Origin of the sequence: Vallitalea maricola (assembly GCF_036985595.1) — a bacterium.
Lineage (GTDB): Bacteria > Bacillota > Clostridia > Lachnospirales > Vallitaleaceae > Vallitalea > Vallitalea maricola.
In genome coordinates, this window is sequence record NZ_BTPU01000461.1 from 1 (window position 1) to 292 (window position 292).

Genomic DNA, 292 nt, shown 5'->3' on the forward strand with positions numbered 1-292 from the left:
CATCAGTAGTTTCAATTATGTTCCAAATATAAACACCAAAACCAACAATATCAGGTTTTGTTTCTAGTATTTGTTCAACTATATCAATGGCGCGAGTTTGGATAATAAACTCTTTTATTTCACAAAATCCCTGTAACTCTTTTAAGTTCGCATAAAGGTAACGTAGACCAAAACTGGTGTGAAAGTACCTTGCATTTAGTGTCGCAAGGACAATCTTAGGCGAAGTTTTATTAATTATCTGACCGCTTTGATGACTAAGCGCAGTGCCCTCTTTGATTAAATCTGTCTTTAT

The 292-nt window shown here is 34.6% G+C and carries 1 pseudogene; it reads right to left on the minus strand.

Annotated features, from left to right (window positions below):
- Positions 1 to 292 (minus strand): annotated as a pseudogene (locus tag AACQ14_RS24635) (hypothetical protein); the annotation flags it as partial.